Annotated in this window: 20 protein-coding genes; 6 read left to right on the top strand and 14 right to left on the bottom strand. The window is 72.9% G+C overall.

What is annotated here, in order from left to right; translation table 11 throughout:
* Positions 1-13: 13 nt before the first annotated feature.
* Positions 14-466, bottom strand: coding sequence for an FCD domain-containing protein (locus VK501_RS21495; protein WP_324341047.1), 453 nt, complete (start codon positions 464-466; stop codon positions 14-16).
* 150 nt (positions 467-616) lie between these two features.
* Between VK501_RS21495 and VK501_RS21490 the strand changes: the two genes are divergently transcribed.
* On the top strand, positions 617-1,564 hold the full coding sequence (locus VK501_RS21490) for an ornithine cyclodeaminase family protein (RefSeq protein WP_324341045.1): 948 nt from the start codon (positions 617-619) through the stop codon (positions 1,562-1,564).
* A 554-nt stretch (positions 1,565-2,118) separates the two neighbouring features.
* Here the strand turns inward: VK501_RS21490 and VK501_RS21485 are convergent.
* The 6 genes from VK501_RS21485 to VK501_RS21460 are packed head-to-tail and all read right to left on the bottom strand — an operon-like array spanning position 2,119 to position 8,610.
* Entirely contained in the window at positions 2,119-3,744 is a 1,626-nt protein-coding gene (locus VK501_RS21485) for an alkaline phosphatase D family protein (RefSeq protein WP_324341043.1), read from the bottom strand.
* A 44-nt stretch (positions 3,745-3,788) separates the two neighbouring features.
* Positions 3,789-4,100: an NIPSNAP family protein gene (locus VK501_RS21480; protein WP_324341042.1), complete on the bottom strand. Its 312-nt coding sequence runs from the start codon at positions 4,098-4,100 to the stop codon at positions 3,789-3,791.
* Positions 4,101-4,109: 9 nt separating this feature from the next.
* On the bottom strand, positions 4,110-4,964 hold the full coding sequence (locus tag VK501_RS21475) for an alpha/beta fold hydrolase (protein WP_324341040.1): 855 nt from the start codon (positions 4,962-4,964) through the stop codon (positions 4,110-4,112).
* Complete coding sequence (locus tag VK501_RS21470; RefSeq protein ID WP_324341039.1) at positions 4,961-6,169, bottom strand: NAD(P)/FAD-dependent oxidoreductase; 1,209 nt, start codon at positions 6,167-6,169, stop codon at positions 4,961-4,963. The genes VK501_RS21475 and VK501_RS21470 overlap by 4 nt, the downstream gene beginning before the upstream one ends.
* Before the next feature lie 39 nt (positions 6,170-6,208).
* Positions 6,209-7,780 carry an acyl-CoA carboxylase subunit beta gene (locus tag VK501_RS21465; protein ID WP_324341038.1) on the bottom strand — a complete coding sequence of 524 codons (1,572 nt, stop codon included), beginning with the start codon at positions 7,778-7,780 and terminating at the stop codon, positions 6,209-6,211.
* A gap of 53 nt (positions 7,781-7,833) precedes the next feature.
* A complete protein-coding gene (locus tag VK501_RS21460; RefSeq protein ID WP_324341036.1) occupies positions 7,834-8,610 on the bottom strand; it encodes a hypothetical protein in 777 nt (258 codons plus the stop codon).
* Positions 8,611-8,856: 246 nt separating this feature from the next.
* On the opposite strand from VK501_RS21460, the gene VK501_RS21455 reads away from it, so the two are divergent.
* Both VK501_RS21455 and VK501_RS21450 read left to right on the top strand, forming a co-directional pair.
* Entirely contained in the window at positions 8,857-9,954 is a 1,098-nt protein-coding gene (locus VK501_RS21455) for a hypothetical protein (protein WP_324341034.1), read from the top strand.
* Positions 9,951-10,340, top strand: coding sequence for a hypothetical protein (locus VK501_RS21450; protein ID WP_324341033.1), 390 nt, complete (start codon positions 9,951-9,953; stop codon positions 10,338-10,340). The genes VK501_RS21455 and VK501_RS21450 overlap by 4 nt, the downstream gene beginning before the upstream one ends.
* A gap of 34 nt (positions 10,341-10,374) precedes the next feature.
* On the opposite strand, the gene VK501_RS21445 is transcribed toward VK501_RS21450, so the two are convergent.
* Together VK501_RS21445 and VK501_RS21440 are read right to left on the bottom strand one after the other, a co-directional pair.
* Positions 10,375-10,851, bottom strand: coding sequence for a DUF2269 family protein (locus VK501_RS21445; RefSeq protein ID WP_324341032.1), 477 nt, complete (start codon positions 10,849-10,851; stop codon positions 10,375-10,377).
* A gap of 39 nt (positions 10,852-10,890) precedes the next feature.
* A complete protein-coding gene (locus VK501_RS21440) occupies positions 10,891-12,510 on the bottom strand; it encodes an acyl-CoA mutase large subunit family protein (RefSeq protein WP_324341030.1) in 1,620 nt (539 codons plus the stop codon).
* Positions 12,511-12,615: 105 nt separating this feature from the next.
* On the opposite strand from VK501_RS21440, the gene VK501_RS21435 reads away from it, so the two are divergent.
* The 3 genes from VK501_RS21435 to VK501_RS21425 all read left to right on the top strand — a co-directional run bounded on the left by VK501_RS21435 (position 12,616) and on the right by VK501_RS21425 (position 16,393).
* Positions 12,616-13,779, top strand: a complete 1,164-nt coding sequence (locus tag VK501_RS21435; RefSeq protein WP_324341028.1) for a molybdenum cofactor biosynthesis protein — start codon at positions 12,616-12,618, stop codon at positions 13,777-13,779.
* Positions 13,780-13,833: 54 nt separating this feature from the next.
* Complete coding sequence (locus tag VK501_RS21430; protein ID WP_324341026.1) at positions 13,834-14,781, top strand: UDP-glucuronic acid decarboxylase family protein; 948 nt, start codon at positions 13,834-13,836, stop codon at positions 14,779-14,781.
* 97 nt (positions 14,782-14,878) lie between these two features.
* A complete protein-coding gene (locus VK501_RS21425) occupies positions 14,879-16,393 on the top strand; it encodes a sugar transferase (protein WP_324341024.1) in 1,515 nt (504 codons plus the stop codon).
* Between the two features lie 55 nt (positions 16,394-16,448).
* On the opposite strand, the gene VK501_RS21420 is transcribed toward VK501_RS21425, so the two are convergent.
* The 5 genes from VK501_RS21420 to VK501_RS21400 form a co-directional block, all read right to left on the bottom strand.
* Entirely contained in the window at positions 16,449-16,841 is a 393-nt protein-coding gene (locus VK501_RS21420; protein WP_324341022.1) for a hypothetical protein, read from the bottom strand.
* A 70-nt stretch (positions 16,842-16,911) separates the two neighbouring features.
* Entirely contained in the window at positions 16,912-18,138 is a 1,227-nt protein-coding gene (gene efeB, locus VK501_RS21415) for an iron uptake transporter deferrochelatase/peroxidase subunit (RefSeq protein ID WP_324341020.1), read from the bottom strand.
* Positions 18,139-18,228: 90 nt separating this feature from the next.
* Positions 18,229-19,302, bottom strand: a complete 1,074-nt coding sequence (locus VK501_RS21410; RefSeq protein WP_324341018.1) for a glycosyltransferase — start codon at positions 19,300-19,302, stop codon at positions 18,229-18,231.
* Positions 19,303-19,314: 12 nt separating this feature from the next.
* Positions 19,315-21,543, bottom strand: a complete 2,229-nt coding sequence (locus VK501_RS21405) for an O-antigen ligase family protein (RefSeq protein ID WP_324341016.1) — start codon at positions 21,541-21,543, stop codon at positions 19,315-19,317.
* Complete coding sequence (locus VK501_RS21400) at positions 21,518-22,105, bottom strand: hypothetical protein (protein WP_324341014.1); 588 nt, start codon at positions 22,103-22,105, stop codon at positions 21,518-21,520. Before VK501_RS21400 ends, VK501_RS21405 begins: the two co-directional genes overlap by 26 nt.
* Between the last annotated feature and the right edge of the window lie 36 nt (positions 22,106-22,141).

Here is a 22,141-nt window from a genome sequence, read left to right as displayed (position 1 = left end):
TGGTCGATCTCGGTCACGTGCGCTCCAGGGCCGCGGAGAGCGCCTCGCCGGCCTCGGAGTGGCTGCGCTGCACGAGGTCGACCGCGGTGTCGACGTCGCCGGCCTGCAGCGCGGCGATGATCTCCGGGTGCGTGTTGTCGCCGGCCGAGAACGCCTTGCGGGTGAAGATCCAGAGGTCCATGCGATGCAGCCGGGGCAGCAGCAGGTCGACGCTGACGCGCAGGTCGGGATCGCCGGCGGCGTCCAGAAGCACGCGGTGGAAGTCGTCGTCCGCGTGGATGGCGTCCTCGATGCGGCCCTCGCGCAGCGCGGCGACGTGGGCGGCGTCGGCGGCGCGGAGGCGGTCGAAGTCGTCTGGTGTCAGCGCGGCGGCGCCGCGGCGCGTGGCCTCGCCGTGCAGGCGGGCGGAGGTCGCGAACGCCTCGCGGGCGTGCTTGAGGTCGAAGGGGGGCGGATCCTGGGTCATCTCGTTCCGCTAACGCTACTCGTGCCCGAACGTGCCGCCCTAGGGGGTGCCGTAGGCGGCCAGCGAGGCCGAGGCCCACGATGGCCAGCCGTCGCCGCCGGAGGTGGGTCCCCAGTCGCGACAGCGACACAGTCTCCTAGTCTTCCGGCCATGCCAGCCGTCCCCGTCCTGGACCACGATGCGGTGCTCGCCGCGGTGTCGCCGCGCGAGGCCATCGACCGCACGCGCGAGGCGTTCCTGCGCCATCGCGCCGGCGAGTGGCGAATGCCGGCCAAGGTCTACCTCGAAGCGCCGCCGCACGGCGACTTCCGGGCGATGCCGGCGCTCGGCGACGGGCTGGCGATCCTGAAGTGGATCTCGTCGTTTCCCGGCAACCCGGCGCTCGACCTGCCGACGGTGATGGGGGTGCTGCTGGTCAGCGACGCGACGACGTCGGAGCCGCTGGCCGTCGTCGACGCCCGGTCGGTCACCGCGCTGCGGACCGGCGCGGTCGCGCCCGTCGCGGCGCGGGCGCTGGCGCGCGAGGGCGCATCCACCGTCGGGATCGTCGGCTGCGGCCTGCACGGCGCCTGGACCGCGCGCTGCCTGGCGGCCGACGGCTACGGCCCGGGCGTGTGCTTCGACCCGCGGCCGGAGGTCGCCGAAGCGCTGGCGGCCGAGCTGGGCTGGCGCGCCGGAACGCGCGAGGAGGCACTGGACGCCGACGTCGTGTGCTGCATCACGCCCGGCCGGGAGGTCGTCGTCGACGCCGGCGATCTCCGTCCGGGCCAGCACTACAACATGCTCGGCGCCGACGGCCCCGGCAAGGCGGAGGCCTCGATCGACGCGGTCGCCGCGTGCGCGCTGTTCTGCGACGAGTGGGCGCAGGCCTCGCACGGCGGGGAGCTGACGGGAGCGGTCGAGGAAGGCCTCGTGACGCGCGACCAGGTCACCGACCTCGGCGCCGTCCTGGCCGGCGAGGCGCCCGGCCGCCCGGGCGCCGAGGCCGTGACGATGTTCGACTCGACCGGCCTGGCCATCCAGGACCTGGCGATCGCGTCCGCGGCGCTGGCGGCGTGGCGCGACGGGCGCGTGGAGGCGGCGACGATGAGGTTGTAGGCCGTTGGAGGAGGGTCGCGGGGCGGGCGCGTGTGGCGTTCCGCTCCGACGGGGTCGGTGTGCGGGAGGCGGTCGGGGATCGGCGACGGGAACGGGCGTGGGGGCGGCCGCTGGCGTGTCGTGTCGTCCGCGGCGGTCGGGGCCGGGGGCGGTGGGCCTGTTTGGCGCGGTGTGACCGCGGTGTTCGGGCCCACCGTGGGGCGTTGGCGGTGGGTCGGGGGCGGTGGGCCTGTTTGGCGCGGTCTGACCGCGGTGTTCGGGCCCACCCTCCCTCCCGGGCGCCCGCGGACGACCGGCCCCGCCTCGTGCCCGCGCGCGCATGCTCTTGTCATTGCCAACAGACCCCGCGCCGCGGCACCACCGGCGCCCGAGCGGAACGCCACGACCGACCGCGCGTCGCGGCACCACCGGCGCCCGAGCGGAACGCCGCGACCGACCGCGCCGCGGCACCGCCGACCACGCGCCGCGGCACCGCCGGCCCCTACGCCGCCGGCCCCTACACCGCCGGCCCCTACACCGCCGGCCCCGGCAGCCGCCGGCGCCGCGGCCGCCCCCTACGCCGCCGGCCCGTGCTGGCCCTTGATGCTCGGCTGGCCCGGGGTGATGTGGTAGGTCCAGTCGGCGGAGGGCAGCTTCTTGGTGGTCTTCTTCTTGATGGTCTGCAGGCGCACGAGCTCGCACGACAGACCGGACGGCTTGGCGACGACGGAGCCGAACCCGTGGTGGTCGAAATCGGCGTTGTCGACCTGGGGGTTGATGCCGCGCAGCGAGTCGATCAGGGCCGGCGGCGTCGCGGGGTTGGCGTCGTTGCCCTTGATGATCGTGCCGCCGCCGGCGTCGAGGTCGGTCTCGCCCAGAGACTGGGAGGTGATGGACCCGCCGACCAGCTCGGTGGCGACGGTGTCGCCGGTCGCGCCGTCGCCGGTGCGGACGTCACCGGCGATGAACGTGTGGATGTCGCCGGTGACGAAGACCACGTCCTTGATCTGCTGATCGCGGATGTAGGTCAGCAGCTCCTCGCGCTCGCGCGGGTAGCCTTCCCAGTTGTCATACGTGTGGTTGGCGCCGCCGAGCACGCGGGTCGGCATGACCGTCACCTCGTTGGCCATGATCTTCCACGTCGCCGTCGACTTCTTCAGCGCGCCCTTGACGAAGTCCATCTGCGGCCGGCCGAGGAAGTCGCGCGGCTGGTCGTAGTCGGCGCACGGCGCGACGACCGCGTCGTCGCACGGCTGGTCGGCGCGGTAGGAGCGCTGGTCCATGACGATCAGCTCGACGGTCGAGCCGAACCGCAGCGTGCGGTACAGCCGCTCGCCGGTGGCGAACGCCGGCATCGACTCGAAGAACGCCTTGCGGGCGGCCTTCTTGCGCGCCGCGCTGAAGTGGTTGCCGGGCGGAAGGCCGCCGTCGGGCTCCTTGCCGGCGTAGTTGTCCTGCACCTCATGGTCGTCCCAGAGCATGACCATGGGGAACTTGGCGTGGACCGCGCGCAGCGCGGGGTCGGAGCGGTAGAGCTGGTACTTCTCGCGGTAGTCGGCGAGCGTCACGGACTCGCGGACGATCCCCGGATTGTCCGGGTTCTCGCGGCCGACGTGGTCGTCGCGCACCCCGGTCCCGCCCTTGACCGAGTGGTAGGCCTCGGCGTAGATGTAGTCGCCGAGGCAGACGACGAAGTCGTAGTCGCCGTCGGCCATGACGTCCAGGGCGTTGTAGTAGCCGTGGGTGTAGTCCTGGCAGGAGAAGAACGCGAACTTCACGTCCTCCTTGGAGTCGGCCGGCAGCGCGGTGCGGAACCGTCCGACGGGGCTGTCGGTGCCCTTGGTCGCGAAGCGGTAGTAGTACTCCTCGTGGGCCTTGAGCCCCGTCACGCGCGCCTTGACCGCGTGGTTGGACGCCGCGCCGGTCGTGACGTTCTTGCGCGCGACGACCTTCTTGAAGGCCTTGTCGGTCGCGACCTCGAGCTCCACCGTGCCGGTCCCGCCGCCGCCCGACGGATCCAGGCGCGTCCAGAGGCTGATGCCCTTGGGCGTCGGATCCCCGGAGATCACGCCGTCGGGGAAGCGCCCCGACGCGAACGGACGCGTGCGCGCCGCCGCCAGCGGCGCCGCGAGCGAGGTGGGCACGAGGACGGTGGCGGCCGCGCCCCCGGCGCGGGCGACGAACTGGCGACGGGTCTGCATCGGCCGAACCTACCGGTGGAGCCGGCCGAAAGTGTGAAGTTCCCTCAGTGCTGCAGGCGGTCTGCCGCGACCGGCTGCAGGACCTGCGTGTCCGCGCTCAGCAGGAGGTCCTTGGGGTCGCGCGGCAGCGCGGATCGTGCCGGGTCGTCGTAGTAGATCTTCTCCGCGGCGTCCCACCCGTCGGGCGCCTCGTGGCCGACGACCCACGCGAACGTCCCCTTCTTGGGGTCGTTCCAGGCGCCGAGCACCTGGTAGCCGTGGGACTCGCGCAGCGGCACGAGGTGGTCGCGCCAGAGGGCGACGAACTCGTCCATCGCGCCGGGACGGACCTGGTAGGTGCGCAGCTGGCAGAGCATCGCGCCAATCTACGAGGCCGCTGCGGCGCGTGCGGTCTGCTCGCGCAGGAACGGCAGGACGGCGCTCGCGACGCCGGCGGGGTCGTCGGCCAGGGGCCAGTGGCCGCTGGCGGGGAGGATCGTCACGGGGGCGTCGCGGAACACCTCGCGCTGGCGCTCGGCGAGCCGCACCTTCAGGTACGGGTCCTTGGCGCCCCACACCACGAGCGCCGGCCGCGGGTGCTCGCGCAGCTTCGGCGCGATCGCCTCGACGTGCGGGCCGATCGGCGTGTTGCGGTAGAGCCGCAGCACCGCGCGGCGCGTGCCCTTGTCGGCGTACAGGTCGAACATCTGGTCGGCGAAGGACTGCGGGAACGTCGGCGGGTTGGTCCGCTTCATGAAGGCGCGGGTGCCACGGCGCGACGAGGCGGCGAAGAACAGCTCGCCCAGCCCCGGCGTCCTCCACACCTTCGCCAGCGCGTGCCAGCCCTCGCGCAGCAGCACGCCGGTGTTGATCAGCGTGGTCGACGCGTGCGCGTCCGGATGGTCGGCCGCCCACTGCAGGCCCCATGGCCCGCCGAAGTCGTGCAGGACGAGGTGCGCCCGGTGGACGCCGAGCTGGTCCAGCGCGCCGCCGAGGTGCGCCGCGTAGCCGGGCACGGTGTAGGGGAAGCCGGCCGGCTTGTCGGCGCCGGCGAAGCCCGGCATGTCGAGCGCGACGGTGCGCGCGAACGCCCCGGCCGGCTCCATCAGCAGCGCCCAGTCGCGGCCGGTGCCGGGGTTGCCGTGGACGAAGACGACGGCCTCCTCGGCGCCCTCGGGCCCGGTCTCGAACACCGGCGAGCGCACGCCGGCCACGGTGACCTCCGCCGTCCGCAGGCTCATCGCCCGACCGCCGCCACGACCGCCGCGCGCGCGATGCGGCGCGGGCGCATGATGCGGTCCAGCGGCTCCGCGCGCGCCGCGAGGTCGTGCATCAGCTCCGCGGTGCGCTCGTCGCGCGTGGCCGCCCGGTAGAGGGTGCGCTCCAGCGCGTTGGGCCCGCGGCCGCGCGCGTAGTCCGACATCTGCAGGTGGTGCAGGGCGAGCTGGCGGCGATGGCGGCGGCGGTAGCGCTCCAGCGCCGGATCGACGTCGGTGCCCGCCTGCAGGGGGCCGGCGATCTCGTCGGCCAGCCAGGACGCCGACAGCAGGCCGAAGCCGACGCCGACGCCCCACACGGGGTCGCTGGCCTGGGCCGCGTCGCCGACGAACGCGATGCCCGCGCGGGCCGCCGGGCGGCGCACGTTCGGCAGCTCGATCTTGCCGATCAGCGGCGACACGCGGGTCGCCTGCTCGAGCTTCGGACGGCGCGAGAGGCCGTCGAACGCGCGGACGAACTCCCCCTCCTTGTCGGCCTTGAAGGCGGGCAGGCGGTCCTTGGTGAGGAAGACGGCGGCGATGGTCAGCCCGTCGTCGTTGGGGAACGCGTAGAGCACGTCGCGGCCGCGCAGCCACATCTGCGAGCGGCGCTCGCCGGCCTCCAGCGGCAGGTCCTCGTAGTAGGCCATGTACCCGAAGCGGCCGTGGGGCTGGACGCGTCCGGGGATCCCGGCCAGGCGGGCGACGTCCGAGCCGCGGCCGTCGGCGCCGACCACAACCGGCGCGCGGACCTCGACGTCCTCGCCGGCCGCGGTGCGGCCGCCCAGCCCGCTCGGCCGGCCTGTGTGGTCGCGCAGCACCTCGGTGACGGTGACGCCCTGGCGGACGTCGACGTTCGGGGTCTCGGCGGCGAGCTCGCGCAGCATCGGGTCGAGCTTCTCGCGCCGCAGGCTGTAGCCGAACGTGTCGCCGCGGGGGGTCGCCCAGCCCGCGTCGGTCCACACCTCCAGGCCGTTGCGGACGGCGCCGGCCTCCTCCATCGCGGCGGCGAGGCCGAGGCGCTCCAGCACCGGCGTGGCGCCGGCCTGGATGAAGTGCGTGCAGACCACCTTGTAGTGGTCGGGCTTGGTGCTGCGCTCCAGCACGGTGGTGCGGATGCCCTGGCGGCCCAGCAGGGCGGCCAGGGCACAGCCGGCGACGCTGCCGCCGGCGATGACGACGTCGGGCATGGGCGCGACGCTACCCGAGTGGGTTGCGTCGCGCAACTGTCACAGCGGGATGTTGCCGTGCTTGCGCTTGGGGCCGGGCTCGCGCTTGGTCTGCAGGGTGTGCAGCGCGTTGATGAGCTTGGTGCGCGTCTCGTGCGGGACGATGACGTCGTCGATGTAGCCGCGCTCGGCCGCGCTGTAGGGGTTGGCGAAGCGCGCCTTGTAGTCGTTCATGAGCTTCTTGCGGCGCTCGTCGGGCGTCGGCGAGCTCGCGAGGTCGCGGCGGTAGATGATGTTCACGGCGCCCTCGGGGCCCATCACCGCCACCTCGGCCTGCGGCCAGGCGAAGTTGAAGTCGGCCAGCAGGTGCTTGGAGGCCATGACGTCGTAGGCGCCGCCGTAGGCCTTGCGGGTGATGACCGTGATCTTCGGGACCGTGGCCTCGGTGTAGGCGTACAGGAGCTTGGCGCCGTGGCGGATGATGCCGCCCCACTCCTGGCTCGTGCCCGGCAGGAAGCCCGGGACGTCGGTGAACGTGATGAGCGGGATGTTGTAGGCGTCGCAGGTTCGGACGAAGCGCGCGGCCTTGGCCGAGGCGTCGATGTCGAGCACGCCGGCCATGTGCGCGGGCTGGTTGCCCACCACGCCGACCGAGAACCCGTCCAGGCGGGCGAACCCGCAGACGATGTTCTTGGCGAAGTGCTCGTGGATCTCGAAGAACTCGCCGTCGTCGACGACCAGCCGGATGACGTTGCGCATGTCGTACGGCTTGTTGGGGTTGTCGGGCACGACGGTGTCGAGCTCGGCGTCCTGGCGGTCGGGATCGTCGGTCGGGTGGATGCGCGGCGGCATCTCGAGGTTGTTCTGCGGCAGGAAGCCCATGAGGAAGCGCGTGTCCTCGAGCAGCTGCTCCTCGTCGTCGGCCGCGAGGTGGGCGACGCCGGACTTCGTGTTGTGGGTCATCGCGCCGCCGAGCGACTCGAAGTCCACCTCCTCGCCGGTGACCGTCTTGATGACGTCGGGACCCGTGATGAACATGTGCGACGACTCCTTCACCATGAAGATGAAGTCGGTGATCGCCGGCGAGTAGACCGCGCCGCCCGCGCACGGGCCCATGATCAGGCTGACCTGGGGGATCACGCCCGAGCACTTGACGTTGCGAGTGAAGACGTCGCCGTAGGCGCCGAGGGAGACCACGCCTTCCTGGATGCGGGCGCCGCCCGAGTCGTTGATGCCGATCACGGGGCAGCCGATCTTGGCCGCCAGGTCCATGATCTTGCACATCTTCTCGGCCATGACCTCGCCGAGCGAGCCGCCGAAGACGGTGAAGTCCTGCGAGAACACGCAGACGCGCCGGCCCTCGATGGTGCCGTGGCCGGTAACGACCGCGTCGCCCCACGGCCGGTTCTTCTGCATGTCGAAGTCGCTCGTGCGGTGCCGGACGAACGTGTCGAGCTCCTGGAAGGAGCCCGGGTCCAGCAGCTTCTCGATGCGCTCGCGCGCCGTCAGCTTGCCGCGTGCGTGCTGCTTCTCCTCGGCCTCGGGCGAGGAGTGCATCGCCGCCTCGCGCAGCTCGTTGAGCTGAGCGAGCTTCTCGTCGAAGGTCTCGGGGTTGTGCTGGCGCTGGGTCATGGGCGGCGGCGAACGATAGTTCGCGAAGCCGCGCGCCGGTCTGCTGCCTTCGCCTACCCGCGCGAGAACGGGCGGTGGTGCGCGGAGCCGAGGTCGTCGAGGACGCCGACGAGGACGGCTTCGAGGTGCTCGTCGTCGAGGGACGCGACGGCGGGCGGAGTGGGCTCAGGCTCGGGCTCGGGGTCCGCAGCGGGCTCGGGCTCGGGCTCGACGACCGCGACCGGCTCGGGCTCTGGGGCCGGCTCGGCCTCCGGCTCGGGCTCGATCACCGCGACGGGCTCAGGCTCGGGGGCCGGCTCGGCCACGCGGGCCGTGGCGGCGGCGCGCCGGCGAAACAGCCGGGCGAACAGGCCCCGGCGGGAATCCGCGGGCGCCGGATCGAGCTCCAGGACGGCGAGCGACTCGGTGACCTGCGCCAGCTCGGGCTCGGGCTCGGGCTCCGGCTCGGGCTCGACCACCGCGACAGGCTCGGGCTCGGCCACCGCGACAGGCTCGGGCTCGACCACCGCGACCGGCTCGGGCTCGGGCTCGATCACCTCGACCACCTCGGGCTCGGGCTCCACCACGGCGGCCGGCTCTGGCTCGGGCTCTGCAGCCTCCACCGCGGCCGCCGTGATCGTGACCTTCGTCCCCCAGCCGGACGCCTCGAGCTCCACTGTGCCGCATGCGCGGTCGCCCTCCCAGACGACGGTGGTCTCGTTCTCCAGCCGGGTGATGCGGATCTCGCCGAACTCACCGAGGTGGCGCGCCAGGGTGCTGACGTCGCTGATCTCGGCCCACAGCTCGGGCGGGGACTTCACCAGGGTGCGCTGCACTCGGGGCTCGGACATCAGGTCGGGTTTCGCCCCGGCCCAGGGCGATCCCTTCCCGTGGTCGAAGGCCTGCAACCGCTGTCCCGCCCGAGGGGTCTTCCAAGTGCGGATATCCGCACGTCCGGGGTGAACCAGGGATCTCCCCGATGTACGGACAGCCCCCCTTCACGCACGCTTCACCCGGAATTAGGTTCCTCGCTCGGCACCCAGCTGCAGGGGCGGGTCCGGTCCAAAGCCCCTGTAACTCAAGCGTTGGGAGTCGATATGCACCGCAGCTCCAAGTTCGCCTTCGCGTTCGCCCTGTGCAGCCTCGCGCTGCCCGGCGCCGCGTCGGCCGCGACGAAGGCCGTGTCGGCAGGTCCGCCGCTGAAGAAGCCGCCGCCCGGCGTTCCGAAGGACGCCGACGTCAACCGGTTCTATCCGCAGTCGATCAAGGTGCACGCCGGCGACAGCGTCAGGTTCACGATCGCGGGCTTCCACACGATCAACTTCCCCAAGAAGGGCGAGGGCTCCCCGCCGCTCGCGGCGCCCGATGCGACGCGCCCGATCTCCGCGGTCAACGACGCGGCGGGCGCCCCGTTCTGGTTCAACGGCCAGGGAACGCCGGTGATCCCGCCCATCGTCGGACTCGGGACCGGCAGCGGGAAGGCCTACACGGGCGCCGCGGCCGTGGGCTCGGGCCTGCCGTCGGGCTCCGGTCCGCCGAAGCCGTTCGTCGTCAAGTTCCCGAAGGCCGGGAGCTTCACCTACTACTGCGCCGTGCATCCCGGCATGAAGGCCTCGGTGTCGGTCGTGTCCAAGAGCACGCCGGTGCCGTCCGCCAAGGTCGACGCCGCCCGGGCCAAGACCCAGCTGGACAAGGACATCGCGACCCTCAAGAAGCTCGACAAGGCCAAGGGCCCGGCGGATCCCAACACCGTGGAGGCCGGTCCCGACACCAGGGGTCCCGGTCCGGTGCTGCTGCGCTTCACCCCGGCGTCCCTGACCACGAAGGTCGGCACCCCGGTCACGCTGGAGATGACCCCCGGCACGACCGAGGACCACACGTTCACGTTCGCCAAGGACGTCAAGGCCGCGGGCAAGCAGGCGGAGAAGACGTTCGTCGCGCCCCTGCCCGGAACCGGTCCGCCGACGCTGGCGTTCGACCCCAAGTACGCGTTCCCCAGCGAGGCTCCCGGGACGCCCGTGAGCTACGACGGCAGCAACCACGGCGACGGGTACCTGAACTCCGGCGTGCTCGACGGAGACCCGAAGACCGTGTTCCCGCAGAAGTTCACCGTGTCGTTCAGCGCGCCCGGCACGTACTCGTACTTCTGCGCCATCCACCCGTTCATGACCGGGAAGATCACCGCCGCGTCATGACGCACCCCGTCCGCCTGGCCGTCGCGCTCTCCGCCCTCGTGGCGGGGAGCGCGGCGGCCGCGCTGCCGGCGCTCGCGCCGGCAGCCGCCCCGACCGGCCACCAGGCCGCGACCGGCAAGACCCGCACGGTCGGCGTCTACACCGATTACTACGACCCGCCGAAGACGACCATCCACGTCGGCGACCGCATCAAGTGGGTCTGGCACTCCAGCGGCTTCGCGCTGCACGACGTCTACACGGAGTCCGGTCCCGAGGAGTTCAACTCGCCGACGCAGGCCGGCGGCAGCTGGACGCACCGCTTCAAGAAGTCCGGGACGTTCAAGCTCTACTGCACGGAGCACCCCGAGATGACGATGGCCGTCACGGTCAGGAAGGTCCGCCGGTGAGCCTCTCGCAGCGCGGCGCGACCTCCTGTGCCGCCTAGGCCCCGGGCTTGGCCACCATGAAGAAGATCGCGACGAGCACGAGGCCGCTGCACGCGGCGGCCACGATCGCGACGCGGCTGAAGAGCGCGGCGTACTCCGGGCCGAGCTCGCCGCCGGCGTCGAGGTCGCGGCGGGCCAGCTCGGTGAGGCGGCGCTCGTTGGGCGTGAAGAACATGCCGCCCAGGCCGCCGATGATCAGCAGGATCACGAGCGGGACGGTGACCCACACCTCCGACCACACGTCGAGCTTGCTCGCGAGGTAGATGCCGGCGATCAGGATCACGGCCATGCCCGGCATGATCAGCCGGCTGCTGACCAGGCCCTGGGCTTCGTGCACCGCCGGCATCACCTGCGGGTGGTTGCGCCGCAGGTACGGCAGGAACACGGGGTAGGCGAACGTCACGCCGAAGGCCGCGACCACGGCCATGACGTGGATCGCGACGACGACGCTGGTGAAGTCCACGGCGAGCATCCGCCGGACCCTAGTTGATGGGCCGGGTGGCCCCCGCCGCTAGAACGTGGGCGCGTATTTCCCGAACACGTCCTGCATCGCTCCGCAGACCTCGCCGAGCGACGCGCGGTCGCGCAGGGCGTCCTTGATGAACGGCAGGAGGTTGTCGGTGCCGGCGGCCGCGGTGCGCAGCGCGTCGAGACGCGAGTCGACCTGGGTCTGGTCGCGGTCGGCCTTGAACTTCTTCAGGCGCGCGACCTGCTGGTGCTCGGACTCCGGGTCGACGCGGAGGAGGTCCGGGACCTCGATCTCGTCCTCCTCGTACTTGTTGACGCCGACGACGATGTCCTGGCCGAGGCGGTAGCGCTCCTGGTAGCCCCAGGCCGACTCGTCGATCTCGCCGGTGATGAACTCGATCGCGTTGACCGAGCCCCCGAGCTCGTCGACCTTGGCGATCAGCTCCTGCGCGCGCGACTCGATCTCCTCGGTCAGCGACTCGACGAAGTACGAGCCGGCGAACGGGTCGACGGTGTCGGTGGCGCCGGACTCGTGCGCGATGACCTGCTGGGTGCGCACGGCGATCTTGGCGGCCTTCTCGGTCGGCAGCGCGAGCGCCTCGTCGTAGCCGTTGGTGTGCAGCGACTGCGTCCCGCCGGCGACCGCGGCGAAGCCCTGCAGGGCGACGCGCGCGATGTTGTTCTCCGGCTGCTGGGCGGTCAGCGTCACGCCGCCGGTCTGCGTGTGGAAGCGCAGGGTCATCGACTTGGGGTCCTTGGCGCCGAAGCGGTCGCGCATGATGTGCGCCCACATCCGCCGGGCGGCGCGGAACTTCGCGACCTCCTGGAAGACGTTGTTGTGGCCGTTGAAGAAGAAGGCGAGGCGCGGGGCGAAGTCGTCGACCGCCAGGCCGGCGGCGATCGCCGCCTGCACGTACGCGATGCCGGAGCAGAGGGTGAAGGCGACCTCCTGCACTGCTGACGAGCCCTTCTCGCGGAAGTGGTAGCCGGAGATCGACACCGTGTTCCACTTCGGGATGTTCTCGGCGCAGTAGGCGAAGAGGTCGGTCGTCAACCGCATGGTCGGCACGGGCGGGTAGATGTAGTTGCCGCGCGCGATGTACTCCTTGAGTACGTCGTTCTGCGTGGTGCCGCGCAGCTTCTGGGACTCGACGCCCTGCTCCTCGCCGACCAGCTCGTAGAGGAGCATCAGGCAGGCGGCGGGCGCGTTGATGGTCATCGACGTCGACACCTGGTCGAGCGGGATGCCGTCGAACGCCGTGCGCATGTCGTCGATCGTGTCGATCGCGACGCCGGTGCGGCCGACCTCGCCGAGGCAGCGCGGGTTGTCGGAGTCCAGGCCGAGCTGCGTGGGCAGGTCGAAGGCCATCGACAGGCCGGTGCCGCCCTTGGAGAGCAGGTAGCGGTAGCGCTCGTTGGACTCCTTGGCGCTGGCGTAGCCCGCGTACTGGCGCATCGTCCAGAACTGCTTGCGGTACATCTCGCGGTGCGGGCCGCGGGTGTAGGGGAACTCGCCGGGCTCGCCGAGCTCGAGCTTGTCCGGGAGGTCCTCGGCGGTGTAGAGCGCCTTGACCTCGATGCCGGAGTCGGTGAAGCGCCTCGGGTCGTCCGGGCCCACGATGGGCGCGACCGTCAAGCGCTCCTGTGCAGGAGTCGTCGCCATGTGGCGAAGGTTACGACGCGGCGATCCGGCGGCGCCCTGCGCCTTGGTCCGGCGGCGGCGCGGCGGGGAGCCGCGCACCGGAGGCGCTCCGTACTCTCTTCGGGGGTGAGAGTGCGTGTGCGGTTGTTCGCGGGACTGCGTGAGCGCGCAGGGCGGGACGAGCTCGAGCTCGACCTCCCCGACGGCGCCCGGGTCGCCGACGCCCTGGCGCAGGTGGAGCACCTGGCGCCCGGCGTGTCGCTCGTGCTCGCGGTCAACCGCGAGTACGCCGACCCCGACGTGGTGCTGTCGCCCGGCGACGAGCTCGCGGTCGTCCCACCGGTGAGCGGCGGCGCGGTGCTCGACGGCCCGCTGTCGGTCGACGACGTCGCGGCGCGCGTGGCCGACCCGCGCGCCGGCGCGATCGTCACGTTCAGCGGGACGACGCGCGACGTCGGGTTCCTCGACTACGAGGCCTATGCCGAGATGGCCGCAGAGCAGATCGAGCGGATCGTCGCCGACGCCGTCGAGCGCCACGGGCTGTGCGCGGCGGCGGCCGACCACCGGGTCGGGCGCGTCGCGCTGGGCGAGGCGTCGGTCGTCGTGGCGGCCAGCGCGCCGCACCGCCCGGAGGCCTTCGCGGGCGCCCGCGAGATCATCGACCGCATCAAGGCCGAGGCGCCGATCTGGAAGAAGGAGGACGGTGGCTGGGTGGCGGGGACGGTGCCGACCGAGGCGCCGGCGCCGGGGCCCGCGGCCGGGGCGCCGGACGACGACCCGCCGACCGCGGGCCCCGTGCTTGACGTCGCCGTGGACGCCCGGCTCGAGCACGGCGGGCGCGTGCTCGTCGTGCTCGGGCAGGCCGAGGCGGAGGCGCGCGTCGGCTGGCTCGGAGGGCGCTTCCATCAGCTGCAGTGCACCGAGCCGCTGAGCGTCGGCCAGGGCGACGTGGTCGAGATCCGGCGCCTGCGCGACGACGAGCTGCTCGGCGAGGCGACCGTGCTCGACCCCGACGCAGCGCGGCACGGTCCGACCAATGACGCGCTCGTGCGGCTCTCGGCGCTGGAGCGCGGCGAGGTGCTCGGCGACGACGCCGAGGTCGCGCCCCCGCTGCTGGACGCCGAGGCGCTGGCGCTGGAGCGCCGCTACGTCGAGGCCGGCGCGGCGCCGCCGGCCGACGCGGAGCTCTCGATCCCCGAGCGCGCCGCGCTCTTCGCGCTGCGCGAGGCGGGCCGCGTGGTGCTGCTCGAGCGCGGCCGTCACGTGCACGTGACGTTCGCGCAGGGGTGAGCGGCGACGCCCGCGCCCGGCCCACCGGTCAGCCATGTGGTTACGCTGTCGCGCATGGCTACCGCTCTCGTCACCGGCGGCGCCGGCTTCCTCGGATCGCATCTGTGCGACGAGCTGCTGCGCCGCGGTCATCGCGTCATCTGCGTCGACAACCTCGAGACGGGGTCGCTGGCGAACATCGCCCACATCCGCCAGCCGGAGCTCACGTTCCTGCAGGCCGACATCGTCGAGCCGTACTTCGTCGACGAGCAGGTCGACGTCGTCTACCACCTGGCGTCGCCCGCGTCGCCGATCGACTACCTGCGTCTGCCGCTGCACACGCTGAAGGTCGGCTCCTACGGCACGCACCACACGCTCGGGCTCGCCAAGCGCCACCGCGCGCGCTTCCTGATCGCCTCGACCTCCGAGGTCTACGGCGACCCGCAGGTCCATCCGCAGCCCGAGAGCTACTGGGGCCACGTCAACCCGATCGGCCCGCGCGGCGTCTACGACGAGGCCAAGCGCTACGCCGAGGCCCTCACGATGGCCTACCACCGCCAGCAGGGCGTGGACACGGCGATCATCCGCATCTTCAACACCTACGGCCCGCGCATGCGCCCCAACGACGGCCGCGCGATCCCGACCTTCCTGCGCCAGGCGCTGTCGGCCAAGCCGATCACGGTCTTCGGCGACGGCAGCCAGACGCGCTCCTTCACGTACGTCAACGACCTGATCGCGGGCATGATCGCGCTGGCGGAGTCCGGCTACCACGACCCCGTCAACATCGGCAACCCCAACGAGTTCACGCTCCTGGAGCTCGCCGAGGCGGTCATCGAGGTGACCGGCAGCGACTCCGAGATCGTGTACGAGGCGCTGCCCACCGACGACCCGAAGATCCGCCAGCCGAACATCGACCTGGCCAAGCAGATCCTGGGCTGGGAGCCCACGATCGGGCTCCGCGAGGGCCTGCAGCGCACGCTCGACGAGTCGGGCGCAGACGTGCTCGTCGGCCCAGCACGCTAGCGTCACGGGTGCCGGTCCCAAACGGGACCGGTCCTGAAACACATCTCGCATGACGAACCCGCGACATCTGCCACCCTCACACGTTGAGGAAGGGGAGATGCCGAATCTGAAGCCTGCGGACCTGAAGCCGGTGGATCTTCCGCCGTTGGACGCCGCGCTGCCCGACAAGGACATGCGCGCCAAGCGGCCGCCGGGCATGAGCTTCCTCCTCCGCTGGTCGACGCTTCGGCGTGGCGCCCGAGTGGTCTCCCTGCTCGCCCTCGATCTCGGGGCGATCATCCTCGCGATCTTCACGGCGCTCTGCCTGAAGGCCGCCGCGCGCGACGCCTGGGAGCCGAGCGTCTCGTGGGCGCAGGCCAAGGACTACGTGCCGTTCGCGTTCCTGGTCGCATCGCTGCTGTTCGCGCGGTCCGGGCTGTACGCCGAGCGCGCGCAGCGTCCGGGGCTGACGCGCATCGTGGCGTCGCTGTTCCAGACGACGCTCGTCGCGCTCATCTTCGCCGTCGTCAACGGCGAGGAGTTCTCGAGCTACTACATCTTCTACGGGACGCTGTTCTTCGCGGTCGCCTACGTCTCGACGGCGCGCTTCGCCTACGAGCAGCTGACGGGCCTGATGCTCCGGGCGGCGGGTTACAAGCGCCGTGCGATCCTCGTCGGCAGCGGCGAGCAGATCGAGGCCGTCGCGCACGCGCTGCTGGCCTCCGGCGGGCACAGCCCCGTGCAGGTCATCGGCTTCATCTCGCTGACCCCACGCCCCGACAACGGCCTGCGGTCGCTCGGCGCGCTGGCCGACATCGGCGCCATCGTCGCCGACCACAAGGCCGACGAGGTCATCATCGCCGACCCGGCGTTCCCCCAGCAGCAGGCGGTCGACCTCGTCGACACCTGCCACCAGCAGGGCGTCGTCGTGCGCATCGCGCCGTCGACGATGGAGATCCTGATCCACCGCGCTGAGTTCGTCCCCGGCCAGTCGGTGCCGCTCTTCGAGCTCAAGCCGCCGGTCTTCGACGGCATCGACTTCGCGCTGAAGCGCTCCTTCGACGTGGCGGTCGCCTCGGTGCTGCTGCTCGTCCTCAGCCCGCTGCTGCTCGCCATGGCGCTGGCCGTTCGGCTCACCTCGCGGGGACCGATCTTCTACCGCTCGTGGCGGCCCGGCATCGGCGGCGTGCCGTTCCCGTGCCTGAAGTTCCGGACGATGTACCACGACGCGGACCGCCGCCAGGCCGAGCTCGAGGGGCGCAACGAGGCCACCGGCGCGCTGTTCAAGATGCGCGACGACCCGCGGGTCACCCGCGTCGGCCGCATGCTGCGCCGCTTCTCGCTCGACGAGCTACCGCAGCTCATCAACGTGCTGCGCGGGCAGATGTCGCTCGTCGGCCCGCGGCCGCTGCCGCAGCGCGACTTCGACCGCCTCGAGAACTGGCACAAGAAGCGCTACCTCGTGCTGCCGGGGATCACCGGCCTGTGGCAGGTCTCAGGCCGCTCGGACCTCGACTTCGACGACCTCGTGCGGCTCGACTTCCTCTACCTCGAGCGGTGGTCGGTGTTCCTCGATCTGACCATCCTGGTCAAGACCGTCCCCGCGGTCTTCACGCGCCGCGGCGCGTTCTGAGCGCTCGGGGAACACTGGCCCAGAGGGCCAGGTTCCCTTGCGGATGAGGGACCTCCTAGGCCGTGACCGGCTGCGGCTCGCCGTCGCCGAGCAGCAGCGCTGCGTGCGCGCGCACTGGCTCGCGGTCGCCGTAGTAGATCGCGACGTCCACGTGCAGGCCCTTGCGCAGCGGCTTGATCCCGCGCGGGCCGATGCGGACGGGCACGACCGTGGTGCCCCGATCCAGCGCTCCGTGGGCCTGGCCGAGGCGGAGCTCGCGGCGCGCGACGACGACCCGGACGGCGACCTGGGTCGCGGCGCTGAGCCGCACCTCGATCGTCCGGTCGGTCCGGACGAGCGTCGCGCTGCGGAACGCCAGCGGCGGCACGTGCGGCGGGCCCTGCGCGCCGGCCGGCGCGGCCGCTGCGGCGACGAAGACGGTGAGCAGGGCGGCGGCGCGACGGCGCACGACTCCGATGCTAATGGGCCACGCGGGAACGTCTCACCGGATCCCCCGGCGAACGTTCCCGCGCGACCCACTAGACCGCGTCGATCAGCCTGTCGCCGACGTAGCCGCCCCGCCGCACCCCCGGCGCGATCGCCCAGAGCCCGGAGCCGACGTGCTTGATGTACTCGTTGAGCGCGTCGTGGGCGCCGAGGTGGTTCTGCAGCGTGATGAACGCCGCGGGGTCGCGCATGTAGGCCAGGAAGAACAGGCCCGCGTCGAGCTGGCCCAGCTCGTGGTCCAGGCCGTCGGTGAAGGAGTAGCCGCGGCGCAGGATGCGGGCGTCGGCGTTGTTGGAGGGATGCGCGAGGCGCACGTGGCTGTCGGCCGGCAGCGTGCCGGGCTTGAGCGTGGCGAACTCGTCGGTGCCGCCCAGCGGCGCGCCCGCGACCTTCGTGCGGCCCATCGTCTGCTCCTGGTCGGCCAGCGACGCGCGGTCCCACACCTCGATGAGCATGCGGATCCGGCGTGCGACGAGGTAGCTGCCGCCGCGCAGCCAGGCCGGCTCGGCGGCGGCGTCGCCGACCCAGACGTGCGCGGCCAGGGCGCGGGCGTCCTCGGCCTTGAGGTTGTTCGTGCCGTCCTTGAAGCCCATCAGGTTGCGCGGCGTGGCCTGCGCGCGGCTGGTCGAGGACGTGCGCCCGAAGCCCAGCTGCGACCACCGGACGGTCACGACCCCACGGCCGATGCGCGCCAGGTTGCGCACGGCGTGGAACGCGACCTGCGGGTCGTCGGCGCAGGCCTGGACGCAGAGGTCGCCGTCGCTGCGCGAGCGGTCCAGCGCGTCGCCGGGCAGGTCCGGCAGCCGGGAGAGCGCCGCGGGGCGGTGGGCGGCGAGGCCGAAGCGCTCGTCGAACAGCGTCGGGCCGAAGCCGAACGTCGTGGTCAGCCGCGCCGGCGTGAGGTCCAGCGCCTCGCCGGTGTCGTCGGGCGGCGCGAGCTGGGCGCCGGCGGCGCCGGTGCCGATCGCGTCGCCGCCCGCCATCGTGGCGGCCGCCGTGGTCCACGCGCGCAGCAGGTCGCGCAGGTCGGTGCGCGTGACGTCCGGCTCGAGGTCGAAGGCGGCGAAGTGCAGCCGATCCTGGGCGGGCGTGACGATGCCGGCCTGGTGCTCGCCGTGGAAGGCGACGACGTGGGCGTCGGCGTCCGGGGGCGAGCCGTCCTCGTGGTCCTGGCCGGCGGCGAAGCCGGCGCCGGCCGCGGCTGCGGCGAGTCCGGCGGCGCCGCCGGAGGCCAGGAGTGCGCGTCGAGTGAGGGCCATGGGAAGCGGTCGGGCGCCCCGTGTTAGGGCACCCGAACACAGATGCTAGCGGCCCGTGCGGGCGCCGCCTGCACGTGGGACGCGCGGGCGCTACGTCGCGGTGCCGTCGTGCAGGCCGCGGCGGCGCAGCTCGGCGCGCTCGCCCGGCAGGACCTCGAGCAGCAGCTCCTCCATGCGGTCGGCGTAGACGTCGCCGCCGAACCGCTCGGCCGCCTGCCGGGCCGCGGCGCCCATCACGTCGCGCTGGTCGAGCACGCGGAGGACCGCGACCGCCAGCGCGGCGGTGTCGCCGGGCTCGACGAGGGCGCCGGTGACGCCGTCGGTCACCAGCTCGGGCAGGCCGTCGACGCGCGTGGCGACGACCGGCGTGCCCGCGGCCATGGCCTCGGCCACGACCGTGCCGAACGGCTCCTGGCGCGAGGGCAGGACGAGCACGTCGAGGTGGGCGAGGATGCCCGCGGCCTCGGCGACGCGCCCGACGTGGTGGACGTCGGCCGACGCGCGCACGGCGATGGCGTAGTCGGAGTCCTCGTCCTCGTACGGGTCGTCGCCGACGACCACGACGCGCACGTCGGGCCGCGCGGCGCGGATCGCGGGCGCGGCCTTGACGAGGTCGAGCGCGCCCTTGCGAGGCACGAGCCGGCCGACGAAGCCGACGACGGGGCCGCCGCCGTCCTCGCGGGTCGGCCACGGCGCGGGCGCCCGCGGTGGGTCGAGCTCGACCGGGCAGCCGATGACGTGGACGTCGAGCGGGTGGAGCCGGCCGCCGACGGCCTTGGAGTCGGCGAGCACGAGGTCGGCGCCGTGCCAGTGGCGCGGGACCCGCTCGACGATGTCGTGGACGTGCAGCGCGGTCACGTGCCCGCGCAGCGCCGGCAGCAGCCGCCCGGCGACCGTGCCGTTGAGGTAGGTGACGTCGGTGTCGCGCGACAGCCGGCGGGCGCGCGGCCACGAGGCGACGGCGCGGGCGCCAGCGCCGTGGGCCAGGCCACCGACCTCCAGCGGCTCCCACGGGAAGCCCGCGTCGGCGAGCGCGGTCTCCTCCTCGCCGGGCGACGTGATCGTGATCTCCCAGCCGCGCGCCTCGAGGCGGCGCAGCAGGCGCAGGAGCCCGATCTCCGGGCCCCCGGGCCGGTCCACCTGGCAGACGGCGAGCAGCCTCACGGCAGGGGGCGCCTAGCCGGCCTTGCGGCGCTGCTTCTTGGACTTTGCCTGCGCGTCGGCCTTCGCCTTGGCCTCGGCCTTCGCCTTGGCGTCGGCCTTCGCCTTGGCGTCGGCCTTACGCTGGGCCTGCTGCTGCAGGAGCCGCAGTGCGTCGAGGTAGTCCTGGGCGCCGGTCGGCGACTTCGGATCGAGATACAGCGCGGGGCCCAGGAGGCGCAGCGCGAGCTTCGGATCGTTCTCCTGGTCCAGCGCGAAGCGCGAGAGGTACTCCCACGTGGACGGGTTGGACGGCTGCAGTCGCACCGCCGCGACCAGCGCGGCGCGGGCACGGTCGGGGTGCTGGTGGGAGCTCTCGACGACGGCGAGCGTCAGCAGCGGATCGATCGACAGCGGGTTGCGGGCACGGGCCGCGCCGGTCAGCGTCAGCGCCTTGGGGTAGTCCTTGGCCGCGGCGGCGATCGCCTGGTTGTCGGCGGAGACCGAGCGCAGCGGCTGCCACGCCGTCCATGCGGCGACGAGTCCGAGCGCGACGGCCAGGCAGGCGCCGGCGACGCGCCAGGGCGAGCGGATCCCCTCGCGCAGGCGGCCGCCGAGCAGGCGCGGGTCCGGCGCGCGCTCGTCCAGCGGGCCGCGCCCGGCGACCCAGCCGGCGGCCAGCAGCGCGATCACCGCGGTGCCGGGGACGAACCACGTCCAGTCCACGAACGAGTGGATGCCGAAGACGAGCACGACGGTCGCGAGCGTCGCCATCGCGACGTGCTCGGGCCCGAACGTGATGCGCGGGTCGGGACCGGCGGCGGATGCGGGGCGCCGCAGCGCGCGCCGCGCGGGACCGGGCAGCGGGATGCGCCAGCCGAGCGTACGCCCCGTGGCGACGAGCCAGGCGAGCAGGAGCGCGCCGCTGGCCGCCAGGCCGATGATGCCGAGGTCGGCGGCGGTCTGCACGCCGTAGCCGTGGGAATGGGTGACCGTCAGGCGATCGGTGCGGTACCGCAGCCGCGCGGTCTTGTAGCCGCCGGCGCCGACGCCCTTGAGCTTGTGCGCGTCGAAGATCTTGAGCGACTCGTTCCAGTAGCGCGCGCGGACGCTGCCCACCGAGGTCAGGCGGCTCGGGTCGTTGAAGATGCGCGTCTGGTCGTTGGGGTCGGTCAGCGACTTCCAGCCGCTGGAGATCGAGCCGCCCAGGCCCTTGGACGACATCGCCAGCGCCACGACCAGCACGACCGGGACGAGCGCGACGCCGACGAGGATCACGGCGCCGGCGCGCCGGCGGGCCGGCTCGGAGGGCGCACGGCGCGCGGCGGCGAACCCGACCGCAAGGCCGAGCGCCAGCAGCAGCAGCGCCATGACGACGACGACGAGCCCGAGCTCGTGGCCCGAGGTCGCGCGCTCGGAGATCGGGACGTTGTCCTTGGTCAGCGTGTCCTGGGCGAAGACCCAGCCGGTCGCCGCGAGCGCGCCGATCGCTCCGCCGGCCAGCACCGCGACGCCGCGCAGGCGCAGCGGCACCACGACGAACCAGAACACGCAGCCGACGACGACGGCGAGCAGCGAGCCGCGCGAGTAGGCCAGCAGGACGGTGAGCAGCAGGATCCCCATGACGGGGTAGGCGAGCGCGTTGATCGCGGCGTGGCCGGAGCGGCGCGCGCCCAGCCACAGCGCGGGCGGGACGCCGAGCGCAGCGGTCAGGCCGACGGCGTTCCAGTAGCCGAACGGCTCGCGGAGGCGGGCGTAGATCTCGTCGCCGGCCAGCGCGCCGGGGAACACTTTGGTGAGGATCGCCCAGATGCAGATCGCGGTCGTCGAGACCACGATCGCGCCGATGGCCGCGCTCCACCAGGCGCCGCCCGTCCGGGCGAAGACCACGCCGCCGGCGAACACGGCGAGGTAGGAGATCGTCCGGTTGGCCTCCAGCCACGCGTCGGAGGGCTGGACCGCCCAGGTGATCGACAGCGCGGTCACGGCGGCCAGGGCGACGAAGAGGCCGATGCTCAGGCCGCCCCACCAGCGGCGCCCGCTGGCGGCGAGCGCGGCGAGGGCCGCGAGCAGCCCGCCGAGCACGTCGAGCGGCATCTCGACCTTGGTGGTCGAGCCCAGCGACAGCCCGCCGCCGGCCCGGAGGCCGACGGCGGTGAGCGCGACGGCGAGCGCCGCGCCGAAGAGGAGCTCGGCGCGCGGGAGCCGCGGCGCCCGGCGCTCCCCCAGGAAGCTGGTGCTAGGCGGTGCGGCGACCGTCGACAAGGCGTTTCGTTCCGAGGGCGGCCGCGCACACCGCGCCGGCGGCGAGCAGCGCGAGCATGACGAGCAGCGGGGTCGGGAGATCGGTGATGCTGCTGGACTTCGCGCCACCGAGCGTGCCGGGCGTCAACGGCCGGCCGTCGAGCTTGACGGGCGCGTTGCCGGCCACGACGGCCTTCTGGAACGCGGCGCGCTCCTGGGGCGAGGCGGTCGCCAGCGGATCCACGGCGCCACCGCCCGCGGTGCCGGTGTCGCCGCTGCCGCCCGTGGTGCCGCCGCCGGTGGTGCCCCCGCCGGTGGTGCCGCCGCCGCCGGAGCTGGAGCTTCCGCCGCTGCCGCTGGCGGCCAGCTGCGCCCGCTTGATCTGATCGCGGCAGTCGCTGTACTCGTCGACGTCGGCGGGCAGGTTGGCCAGCGCGTCGGCGTAGTCCTTGGCCGAGTAGGTCTTGTTGATCACGCCGTCGAGCGTGCAGTCCCTGATGAGCGCGGAGCCGCTGGCGTGGGCGAGCGCCGGGAGGGCGAGCGCGAAGACGAGGGCGAGGGCAGTGAGGAGGCGGAGGCGCATGGCGCGACGCGGGCCTCCGGGATGGCGTTCGTGAAG

The sequence above is a fragment of the Baekduia sp. genome, from assembly GCF_035318805.1.
In the GTDB taxonomy this organism is placed as follows: Bacteria; Actinomycetota; Thermoleophilia; order Solirubrobacterales; family Solirubrobacteraceae; genus Baekduia.
Note: the sequence above shows the minus strand (reverse complement) of the source record. Positions and strands in the feature narration are given on the sequence as shown.